This window comes from Cellulomonas sp. A375-1, from assembly GCF_001040865.1.
In the GTDB taxonomy this organism is placed as follows: Bacteria; Actinomycetota; Actinomycetes; order Actinomycetales; family Cellulomonadaceae; genus Cellulomonas; species Cellulomonas gelida.
In genome coordinates, this window is sequence record NZ_LFKW01000143.1 from 20,699 (window position 1) to 30,845 (window position 10,147).

Here is a 10,147-nt window from a genome sequence, read left to right on the forward strand (position 1 = left end):
GCCCGACGTCGCGATCTGGGACCACCCGGCGACCGAGTCGGGCCGGGTCGAGCTCCTGCCGTTCCTGCGCGAGCAGGCCGTGAGCGTCACGGCGCACCGGTTCGGGACGCCGAACCACCTCACGGACGAGGTGCTGACCTCGGCGTGAGCCGTCAGGCGCCGGGCGCCGGTCGGACCTGTGCTGCGGCCGCAAGCGCGGCGCCCTCGGACGCGAGCGCGCCCAGCCGCGACAGCGCGCGGTAGTACTTCTTGCGGTACCCGCCGCGCCGCATCTCCTCCGAGAAGAGCTCGTCGGTCCCGCCGCCGCCGAGCAGCACCGGCACGTCGCGGTCGTACAGACGGTCCACGAGCACGACGAGCCGCAGCGCGACGTCCTGCTTGCGCACAGCGTGCACGCCCGTGAGCCCGACGAGCGAGACGCCGTCGAGCAGCGCGCCGTACTTCGACGGGTGGACGGTCGCCAGGTGGTCGAGCAGCGCGCCGAAGTCGTCGAGCGTGGCGCCGTCGCGGCCCGCGGCCACGGCCTGCACGACGTCGTCCGGCAGCGCCTCGCCGTGCTCGACGCTGCGGTGGCGGTAGTCGTCGCCGTCGACGCGCAGCACGTCGAAGCGTGCCGCGAGCGCCTGGATCTCGCGCAGGAAGTCGTCCGCCGCGAACCGCCCCTCGCCCAGTGACCCGGGCAGCGTGTTCGAGGTCGCCGCGAGGGCGACGCCGTGGTCGGCGAGCTCGCGCAGGAGCCGCGACATGAGCACGGTGTCACCCGGGTCGTCGAGCTCGAACTCGTCGATGCAGACGAGCCGGTAGGCCGCGAGCGCGTCGACGGTCTGCCGGAAGCCGAGCGCCCCGACGAGGTTGGTGTACTCGACGAACGTCCCGAACGCCGCGCGCTGTCCCGCCGCGGTGACGGCGTGCGCGAGCGCGGCCAGCAGGTGGGTCTTGCCGACGCCGAACCCGCCGTCGAGGTACACGGCCTCGGGCTGCGCGCGGCGCTTCTTCCACCACGACGAGGCCGCCAGCCGCCCGATCGTCTGCGCCGCGCCGCGCAGGCGTGCCACCGCCGCCGCCTGGCTGCCGTGCGCCGCGTCCGGCACGTAGGACTCGAACGACGCGGACGCGAAGTGGGGCGGCGGGACGAGCTCGGCGACGAGGCGGGCCGGGTCGACCGCGGGCACGCGCGCGGTGAGCGCCAGAGGTGGGCCGGCGGGCTGGAGGTCCGTCACGAGGGTCCAGAGTACGTCCACGACATGGTCGGAACGGCGTCCACATGCCGTCGCGCTCGTCTCACCATCCGGTCTAGGACTCCCCGAACGAGCGAACCCGTGTGAATCTCGACGCGTGATCTTCGTCGGGTTCGTGCGTGTCTGTCGGCCGTGTGCCGGCTCGGCAGCGCGTGCCCGCACGTCCATGTGCATGTGCTGCTGTCTGCGGAGCAACTGACCCCGCCCCTCGTCCCCCACCCGGGCGCGCGGTCGTGCCCGGACGGAAGACCAGCGCTCCCGCTGTGTCCTGGGTGCAGCCGTACGCCGTGAACGTCCTGGAGGTAGCGCCACATGGCGCAGACCCGGATCGCCCCACCCGCAGCGAAGGTCGAAGGCCAGTGGGCCTTCGACCAGCGTGAGCCCCTCAACGGCAACGAGGAGCTCAAGCAGGCCGACGACGGCCTGAACGTCCGCCACCGCATCGAGACCATCTACGCCCATCAGGGCTTCGACTCCATCCCGGGTGACGACCTGCGCGGCCGGATGCGCTGGTGGGGCCTGTACACGCAGCGGCGCCCCGGGATCGACGGCGGCAAGACGGCGACCCTCGAGGCGCACGAGCTCGAGGACTCGTACTTCATGCTCCGCGTCCGCTGCGACGGCGGGAAGCTCACGCTGCAGCAGCTGCGCACGGTCGCGGCCATCTCGCGCGAGTTCGGGCGGGACACGGCCGACATCACGGACCGGCAGAACATCCAGCTGCACTGGATCCGCATCGAGGACGTCCCCGAGATCTGGCGACGGCTCGAGTCGGTGGGCCTGACCACGCAGGAGGCGTGCGGTGACGTCCCGCGCGTCATCGTCGGCTCGCCCGTCGCGGGCGTCGCGGCCGACGAGATCATCGACGGCACCCCCGCGATCGAGGAGATCCACCGTCGCTACATCGGCGACCCGGCGTTCTCGAACCTGCCGCGCAAGTGGAAGACCGCGATCAGCGGGTCGCCGCACCAGGACGTGGCGCACGAGATCAACGACGTCGCGTTCGTCGGCGTCGTGCACCCCGAGCTCGGGCCGGGATTCGACCTGTGGGTGGGCGGCGCGCTGTCGACCAACCCCATGCTCGGCAAGCGGCTCGGCGCGTTCGTCACGCTCGAGCAGGTGCCCGAGGTGTGGGTCGGCGTCACGTCGATCTTCCGCGACTACGGCTACCGCCGGCTGCGCACGCGCGCCCGCCTGAAGTTCCTCCTCGCCGACTGGGGCACCGAGCTGTTCCGCCAGGTCCTCGAGGGCGAGTACCTGGGCTACGCGCTGCCCGACGGCCCCGAGCCCGCGCCGCCACCCACGGGTCGCCGCGACCACGTGGGCGTGCACCCCCAGAAGGACGGGCGCTTCTACGTCGGTGCCGCCCCCATGGTCGGCCGCATCTCGGGGCCGATCCTCGACGCGGTCGCCGACCTGGTCGAGGCCGCCGGCTCCGATCGCGTCCAGCTCACCAGCGAGCAGAAGCTCGTCGTCCTCGACGTCGGCGCCGCCGACGTCGACTCGGTCGTCGACGGGCTCGAGGCGCTCGGGCTGCAGGTCCGCCACGCGTCGACGTTCCGGCGCGGCACCCTCGCGTGCACCGGGATCGAGTTCTGCAAGCTCGCGATCGTCGAGACCAAGGCCAGGGCGACCGCGCTCGTGGGTGAGCTCGAGAAGCGCCTGCCCACGTTCGACCAGCCGATCACGATCAACGTCAACGGCTGCCCCAACTCGTGCGCCCGCATCCAGACGGCCGACATCGGCCTCAAGGGCGCGCTCGCGCAGGGTGAGGAGGGCTACCAGGTGCACCTCGGCGGCGGCCTCGGGCTGTCGCTCGGACTGGGCAAGACGCTGCGTGGTCTGCGCGTCCCGGCCTCGGAGCTCGAGGACTACGTCGAGCGCGTGACCCGCCGGTTCGACGAGCAGCGCCTCGAGGGCGAGCTCTTCGCCGAGTGGGTCCAGCGCGCGGACGAGGAGGACCTGCGATGAGCACGTCCGAGGGGCGCGCGGTGCCGTACTACTGCCCGTTCTGCGCGAGCGAGGACCTCTGGCCGGCGAGCGAGACGCACGGTCAGTGGGAGTGCCGCTCGTGCACGCGCACGTTCGCGCTGCGCTTCGTCGGGCTGTCCGCTACGGGAGGTGACCGATGAGCACGTCGACACCGGCTGCGGCCGACCTGACCGACGACGAGCTGCGCACGCTCGCCGAGCAGGCCGGTGCCGAGCTCGAGGGCGCGCACCCGCGGGAGATCGTCGCGTGGGCCGCGCGCACGTTCGGCCCGGACCTGGTGCTCGCCTCCTCGATGGGCGACGAGGTGCTCGTGCACCTCGCCGCGCAGGCGGCCCCGGGCATCGAGGTGATCTTCCTCGACACCGGCTACCACTTCGCCGAGACCATCGGCACGCGCGACTACTACGCCGACTTCACCCCGATCCACCTCACGACGATCCTCCCGCTGCGCACGGTGGCCGAGCAGGACGCCGAGCACGGCGCACGCCTGCACGACCGCGACCCGAACCTGTGCTGCGCGCTGCGCAAGGTCGAGCCGCTCGAGCGCGGGCTGGCGCCGTACCGCGCGTGGATCACGGGAATGCGCCGCGAGGACGCCCCCACACGCACGGACATCGCCGTGGTCGGCTGGGACGCGCGGCGAGGCAAGGTCAAGCTCAACCCCCTGGCCGCGTGGACCCAGGCCGACGTCGACGCCTACGTCGAGGCGGAAGGCGTCGTCCTGAACCCCCTGCGCCAGGCGGGGTACGCCTCCATCGGGTGTGCCCCGTGCACGCGCGCCGTCGCCCCGGGTGAGGACCCGCGGGCGGGGCGCTGGTCCGGTACCTCCAAGACGGAATGCGGTCTGCACACATGACGACGACGCTCGGCGCCCCGTCCCCCACGCCGGCAGCCACCCCGGCACCCACCCGGCTCACGCAGCTCGACGCACTCGAGTCCGAGGCCGTCCACGTCATGCGCGAGGTGGCCGGCGAGTTCGAGCGCCCCGTGCTGCTGTTCTCGGGCGGCAAGGACTCGATCGTCATGCTGCACCTCGCGCGCAAGGCGTTCTGGCCCGCCACGGTGCCGTTCACGCTGCTGCACGTCGACACGGGCCACAACTTCCCCGAGGTGCTCGCGTACCGCGACGCGACCGTCGCGGAGCACAGCCTGCGGCTCGTCGTCGCGCACGTGCAGGACGCGATCGACGACGGCCGCGTGCACGAGCGTCCCGACGGCTCGCGCAACGCGCTGCAGACCGTCCCCCTGCTCGACGCGATCACGTCGCACAGGTTCGACGCGGTGTTCGGCGGCGGGCGGCGCGACGAGGAGAAGGCGCGCGCCAAGGAGCGCGTCTTCTCGCTGCGCGACGAGTTCGGCCAGTGGGACCCCCGCCGTCAGCGGCCCGAGCTGTGGGACCTGTACAACGGGCGCCACAAGCCGGGCGAGCACGTCCGCGTCTTCCCGCTGTCCAACTGGACCGAGCTCGACGTCTGGCGCTACATCGAGCGCGAGCGCATCGAGCTGCCGGACATCTACTACTCGCACGAGCGCGAGGTGTTCGCGCGCGACGGCATGTGGCTGGCCCCCGGCGACTGGGGCGGGCCGCGCGACGGCGAGAGGCTCGAGACCCGCACGGTGCGCTACCGCACCGTGGGCGACATGAGCTGCACGGGCGCGGTCGAGTCGACCGCAACCACGGTCGCCGACGTCATCGCGGAGGTCGCCGCGAGCCGGCTGACCGAACGCGGGGCGACGCGCGCCGACGACCGGGCCTCCGAGGCCGCCATGGAGGACCGCAAGCGCGAGGGCTACTTCTGATGACGACGAGCACGACGAACCCCACGACGACCGCCGCTCCCGTCGAGAGGCCCGTCGAGACGCTCGACGACGCGCTCGACGGCGCCGCGCAGCACGCGAGCCGCGAGCTCCTGCGCCTGGCGACCGCGGGCTCGGTCGACGACGGCAAGAGCACGCTCATCGGCCGCCTGCTCTACGACACGAAGTCGGTCCTCGCGGACCAGCTCTCGGCCGTGGAGCGTGCGACCGCCGCCCGCGGAGCCGCAGTCGGCGAGGTCGACCTCGCGCTGCTCACCGACGGCCTGCGCGCCGAGCGCGAGCAGGGCATCACCATCGACGTCGCCTACCGGTACTTCTCCACGGCCCGGCGGGCGTTCGTCCTCGCAGACACCCCCGGCCACGTGCAGTACACGCGCAACATGGTCACCGGCGCCTCGACCGCCCAGCTCGCGATCGTCCTGGTCGACGCGCGCAAGGGCGTGCTGGAGCAGACACGCCGGCACGCGACCGTGGCGGCGCTGCTCGGCGTCCCGCACGTGCTGCTCGCGGTCAACAAGATGGATCTCGTCGACTTCGACGAGGCTACGTTCCGCGCGATCCGCGACGACTTCGCCACGTACGCCCAGGGACTCGGCCTGCCCGACGTGCTCGCGGTGCCGGTGTCGGCGCTCACGGGTGACAACGTGGTCGACCGCTCGTCGCGCACGCCCTGGTACGACGGTCCGACGCTGCTCGAGCACCTCGAGACCGTCCCGGTCTCCGACGTCCGGGCCGACGACGAGCTGCGCCTGCCCGTCCAGCTCGTGATCCGTCCGCGCACGGCGGAGCACCCGGACTACCGCGGGTACGGCGGCCGCATCACGTCGGGCACCGTGCGGGTCGGCGACGCGCTCACGGTGCTGCCCTCGGGCAAGACGAGCGTCGTGACGGGCATCGACGAGTTCGACGGTCCGCTCGAGGCGGCCGCGGCGGGCCGGTCGGTGACGGTCCGCCTCGCGGACGAGCTCGACATCTCCCGCGGCGACGTCCTCGTGCCGACGGGCGCCCGGACGACGGTCGGTCAGGACCTCGTGGGCACGGTCTGCTGGCTGTCCGAGCGCCGCTCGGTGCTGGGCGCCCGCCTGCTGGTGCGCATCGGCACCCGGACGGTGCGCGCCCTGCTGCGCGAGGTCGACGCGCGCCTCGACGTCGACACGCAGACCGTCGAGCTGCTCAGCGGCGTGGACACCGCGCACGCGGTCGACGCGACGGACACGTCGTCGGAGGCGGCACCCTCGGGGCTCGGGCTCAACGCGATCGGGCGCGTCCGCGTGCGTCTGGCCGAGCCCGTCCTGCTCGACGACTACGCCCTGCACCGCGGGACCGGGGCGTTCCTGCTCGTCGACCCGTCCGACGGCACGACGCTCGCGGCGGGCATGGTCGGCCCCACCCTGCTCGACCGACTGGCCCCTGGCGACGAGGGCGAGTCCGACTCGGACTGGCTCGCGGGCGCCGGCATCTGATGCACGGGCTCTTCCTGGACCTGCGCGGACGGCGCGTCGTCATGGTCGGCGGCGGGCCCGTTGCCGCGCGGCGCACGGTGAGGCTCGTCGAGGACGGCGCCGACGTGCTCGTCGTGGCGCCCGCGGTGTGCGAGGACCTCGCGGCGCTGGTCGGCTCCGGCGCGGTCCGCTGGGCGCAGCGTGACTACGCGGACGGGGACCTGGCGGAGGCGTGGCTCGTCCACACCGCAACCGGCGTGCGCGAGACCGACGCGCGCGTGGCTGCGGACGCCGAGGCCGCGCGCGTGTGGTGCGTCCGCGCGGACGACGCCGCGCTCTCGGCGGCGTGGAGCCCCGCCGTCACCCGCGCGGGTGATGTCACCGTCGCGGTGAGCGCAGGCGGCGACCCGCGCCGCGCGGCCCGGCTGCGGTCCGCGATCGCTGTGCTGCTCGACACCGGCTCGCTCCCCCTGCGCCACCACCGCGCGCCCGCGGCCGGGGGCGTCACGCTCGTCGGTGGCGGGCCCGGCGACCCCGGGCTCATCACGACGAAGGGACGACGCGCCCTGGCCGAGGCCGACGTGGTCGTGGTCGACCGGCTCGCGCCGCGCGCGCTGCTCGATGACCTCGACCCGGACGTCGAGGTCATCGAGGCGGGCAAGGCACCCCACGCGCACACGCTCACGCAGGCCGAGATCAACGCCGTGCTCGTCGAGCGGGCGCGCGCCGGCAGGCGCGTCGTGCGGCTCAAGGGCGGCGACCCGTACGTCCTGGGGCGTGGCGGTGAGGAGGTGCAGGCGTGCGTCGCGGCGGGCGTGCCGGTCACCGTGGTGCCCGGCGTGACCAGCGCGATCGCCGTGCCGGGAGCCGCCGGCATCCCCGTGACCCACCGCGGCCTGTCCCGGCAGGTGACGATCCTGTCCGCGCACGACTCGACGCCGCACTGGCCGACCCTCGCCCAGCTCGACGGGACGCTCGTGCTGCTCATGGGCGTGCCACGACTCGGCGCGTACGCCGACGCGCTCGTCGCGCACGGCCGCGACGCCGCGACCCCGGTGGCGGTCGTCGAGAACGGCACCCTGCCCGGCCAGCGCACCACGGTGGGCACGCTCGCGACGATCGCCGACCTGGCAGTCGCCCGCGCGGTGGCGAACCCCGCCGTGATCGTCGTCGGGGACGTCGCCGCGCTGGCAGACGTCCTGTAGCCGGTGCTCGTGAACGGCGGTCCGACGAGCAGGGCTCGGCAGCTCCCGCGCCGGGGGCCTACGGTCGAGCCATGACCGACGCGCCTCCGCTGGACGTGCTGCTCCCCCGGTCCGACCGGACGCCCGTGCGGCTCGAGCCGCGCGCCGACGAGGCGGAGCTCGTGGCCCTGATCGACGAGCGACCCGCCGAGCGGACGCAGCACACCGGGCCGACGCTCGTGGTGCGGGCCAACATGATCACGACGCTCGACGGCGCGGCGACCGGCCCCGACCACGTCACCGGCTCGATCAACGGTCCCGCCGACCTGCGGGTGTTCGAGGCGTTGCGGGTCCTGGCGGACGTCGTGCTGGTCGGCGCGGGCACGGTGCGCCAGGAGCGGTACAACACGCTCACGCTGCCCGAGCCGCTCGCAGCCACGCGCCGCGCGCACGGGCGCGAGGCGCCGATCGAGCTCGCGGTGGTGACCCGATCGGGCGACCTGCCCGACCCGCTGCTCGACGCCGACCGTCCGCCGCTCGTCGTCACGACCGCCGCCAACCCGCGGCTCGACGCGCTGCGCGAACGCGTCGGGACCGACCGGGTCGTGGTCGCCGGGGACGTCGAGGTCGACCTCGTGGTCACGCTGCGGGCGCTCGTCGACCGCGGGCTGACGAACGTGCTCACCGAGGGCGGACCGTCCCTCCTGGCTGAGCTCGTCGCGCGGGACCTCGTCGACGAGCTGTTCCTCACGTGGTCCCCGGTGCTCACGGGCGGCCCGGCGCCGCGGGTCCTCGACGGCGCGCCGTGGCTGAACCCGCCGCGCGAGGCGGCGCTGCTGCACCTGCTGCACGCCGACGGGGTGCTGCTCGGACGCTGGGGCGTGCGCGCGCCGGGACGGCACGAGTCCAACTAGGCTCGCCACGTGACCGACACGATCCTGGTCCTCATCGAGGACACCCTCGCGCCCGTCGACGTCCAGCACCTGCTCGCGCTGCACGAGGGCGAGGAGCTCGCCTACCACGTGCTCGTGCCCGCGGACTCGAACCGTCCTCTGCTACCGACGATCGTGGACAACCTCGGTCTGGGCGAGCTCAAGGACGCTCTCGCCCGGCTCCGCGGCAAGGAGCCGACCCCGACCGAGGCCAAGGCCACGGCGGACGAGCAGCTCAGCGCGACGCTCGCAGAGTTCGCCGCGGCGGGGCGCGCGGCCACCGGCGAGGTTGTCGCGGACGACCCGCTCCCCGCGCTGCGGCAGGCGGTCACCGACGGCGACGCGCGCGAGGTCGCGATCGTCACCTACCCGCACGCCTGGCTGGACACGTTCCACCAGGACTGGGCGTCGCGCGCCCGCGAGGCACTCGAGGTCCCGGTGCTGCACCTGTACTCCGGCACGTCCGAGCTCGGCTGAGCCGCACGGGCACGAGGAGAGCCCGGCGGGATGGTTCCCGCCGGGCTCTCCTCGTGGGCGGCTCCGGCGTCGTTCATCCGGACCCACGCGCAGCGTCAGCCCCGCGTGGGGCCGGAGCCCGTGCGGGTCAGAAGCCCGTGTCCGTCGGTTCGGGGTACCACCGACGGAACTTGCGGATCTGGTTGACCGAGGCCGCCAGGATGTAGAACCGGCGTCGCGGCGACAGGTCCCGCTCGTAGCGAAGCGGGTGGGCCGTCGCACGCGCCTTGATCAGCCGACGGACACGTGCGGCCAGCTGGGGCTCGCGGACGTACCTCAGCAGCAGCCGGTGGGGCAGGATCGAGTAGAGCACCTCGCGGTCGACGACGACGGGCTCGACCGCGTGTCCCTCGATCCGGTCCTCCACGACGAAGCGCACCGGGTTCGCGCCCGCCGCGGTGACGTAGTAGTTGTTCCGCCCGATGCGCGGGTTGACCTCGAAGAACCGGAACGCGCCGGTACGCGGGTCGACCTTGACGTCGAAGTTGGCGAACCCGACGTACCCGGTGCTCGTGAGGAAGCGGTGCGCCTGCTCGAGCATCGCGTCGTCGCGGTAGGTGATCATCGCCGCGGGGTTCCCGAGGCCGGACGGCGTGTGCTCCTCGAGCAGCACGTGCGCGCAGCACGAGAGCGTCACGACCCCACGCTGGTCCACGTAGGCCGTCACGGACCGCATCTGCGTGTCGTCGCCGGGGACGAGCTCCTGCACGACGAAGCGTCCGGCGAAGCCCGCCTCCCGCAGCGAGCGCCACAACGCGGCGAGCTCGGCGGGTGACGAGATCTCGAAGACCTTCTTCTTCCCCTCGAACTCCACGTCCTGGTAGTCCGCGCTGCTCGCCGCCTTCGCGATGAGCGGGTACTCGAGGTCGACCGGCACGTCGGGCTCGCCGGCCCCGAAGCCCTGCACGAGCGTGCGCGGCACGGAGATGTCGAGCTCGGCGCAGATCTCGGCGAACGTCGCCTTGTCGCTGATCCGCGCGAGGAGCTCGGCGGACAGGAACGGCACGGCGTAGAACGGCTCCCGC

At 73.5% G+C, this 10,147-nt stretch carries 10 protein-coding genes; 8 read left to right on the forward strand and 2 right to left on the reverse strand.

The annotated features are described in order from the left end of the window. Positions 1–152: 152 nt before the first annotated feature. Positions 153–1,220, reverse strand: coding sequence for a cell division protein ZapE (gene zapE / locus CWIS_RS15385; RefSeq protein WP_231583937.1), 1,068 nt, complete (start codon positions 1,218–1,220; stop codon positions 153–155). 330 nt (positions 1,221–1,550) lie between these two features. Between zapE and CWIS_RS15390 the strand changes: the two genes are divergently transcribed. The 8 genes from CWIS_RS15390 to CWIS_RS15420 all read left to right on the forward strand — a co-directional run bounded on the left by CWIS_RS15390 (position 1,551) and on the right by CWIS_RS15420 (position 9,083). Further along, on the forward strand, positions 1,551–3,209 hold the full coding sequence (locus CWIS_RS15390; RefSeq protein WP_048344213.1) for a nitrite/sulfite reductase: 1,659 nt from the start codon (positions 1,551–1,553) through the stop codon (positions 3,207–3,209). Beyond that, entirely contained in the window at positions 3,206–3,370 is a 165-nt protein-coding gene (locus CWIS_RS19060; RefSeq protein WP_170211002.1) for a hypothetical protein, read from the forward strand. The genes CWIS_RS15390 and CWIS_RS19060 overlap by 4 nt, the downstream gene beginning before the upstream one ends. Continuing rightward, complete coding sequence (locus CWIS_RS15395) at positions 3,367–4,086, forward strand: phosphoadenylyl-sulfate reductase (RefSeq protein WP_048344214.1); 720 nt, start codon at positions 3,367–3,369, stop codon at positions 4,084–4,086. The genes CWIS_RS19060 and CWIS_RS15395 overlap by 4 nt, the downstream gene beginning before the upstream one ends. Continuing rightward, positions 4,083–5,030 carry a sulfate adenylyltransferase subunit CysD gene (gene cysD / locus CWIS_RS15400; RefSeq protein WP_048344215.1) on the forward strand — a complete coding sequence of 316 codons (948 nt, stop codon included), beginning with the start codon at positions 4,083–4,085 and terminating at the stop codon, positions 5,028–5,030. The genes CWIS_RS15395 and cysD overlap by 4 nt, the downstream gene beginning before the upstream one ends. Next, entirely contained in the window at positions 5,030–6,511 is a 1,482-nt protein-coding gene (locus CWIS_RS15405) for a sulfate adenylyltransferase subunit 1 (protein ID WP_082156522.1), read from the forward strand. The genes cysD and CWIS_RS15405 overlap by 1 nt, the downstream gene beginning before the upstream one ends. Next, the gene (gene cobA / locus CWIS_RS15410; protein WP_048344216.1) at positions 6,511–7,695 is read left to right on the forward strand and encodes a uroporphyrinogen-III C-methyltransferase; all 1,185 of its coding nucleotides are present in this window, start codon (positions 6,511–6,513) and stop codon (positions 7,693–7,695) included. The genes CWIS_RS15405 and cobA overlap by 1 nt, the downstream gene beginning before the upstream one ends. Before the next feature lie 71 nt (positions 7,696–7,766). Then, positions 7,767–8,588, forward strand: coding sequence for a dihydrofolate reductase family protein (locus CWIS_RS15415; RefSeq protein WP_048344217.1), 822 nt, complete (start codon positions 7,767–7,769; stop codon positions 8,586–8,588). 9 nt (positions 8,589–8,597) lie between these two features. Next, entirely contained in the window at positions 8,598–9,083 is a 486-nt protein-coding gene (locus tag CWIS_RS15420; RefSeq protein ID WP_048344218.1) for a hypothetical protein, read from the forward strand. A 127-nt stretch (positions 9,084–9,210) separates the two neighbouring features. On the opposite strand, the gene CWIS_RS15425 is transcribed toward CWIS_RS15420, so the two are convergent. Continuing rightward, the coding region (locus tag CWIS_RS15425) for a hypothetical protein (protein ID WP_082156523.1) at positions 9,211–10,147 on the reverse strand (937 nt) is incomplete at its 5' end.

Excerpts from the sequence above, each read along its gene's own strand:
- CWIS_RS15395 (WP_048344214.1), top strand. The coding sequence starts at position 3,367 with ATGAGCACGTCGACACCGGCTGCGGCCGACCTGACCGACGACGAGCTG.
- cysD (WP_048344215.1), top strand. The coding sequence starts at position 4,083 with ATGACGACGACGCTCGGCGCCCCGTCCCCCACGCCGGCAGCCACCCCG.
- CWIS_RS15415 (WP_048344217.1), top strand. The coding sequence starts at position 7,767 with ATGACCGACGCGCCTCCGCTGGACGTGCTGCTCCCCCGGTCCGACCGG.
- CWIS_RS19060 (WP_170211002.1), top strand. The coding sequence starts at position 3,206 with ATGAGCACGTCCGAGGGGCGCGCGGTGCCGTACTACTGCCCGTTCTGC.
- CWIS_RS15390 (WP_048344213.1), top strand. The coding sequence starts at position 1,551 with ATGGCGCAGACCCGGATCGCCCCACCCGCAGCGAAGGTCGAAGGCCAG.
- cobA (WP_048344216.1), top strand. The coding sequence starts at position 6,511 with ATGCACGGGCTCTTCCTGGACCTGCGCGGACGGCGCGTCGTCATGGTC.
- CWIS_RS15405 (WP_082156522.1), top strand. The coding sequence starts at position 5,030 with ATGACGACGAGCACGACGAACCCCACGACGACCGCCGCTCCCGTCGAG.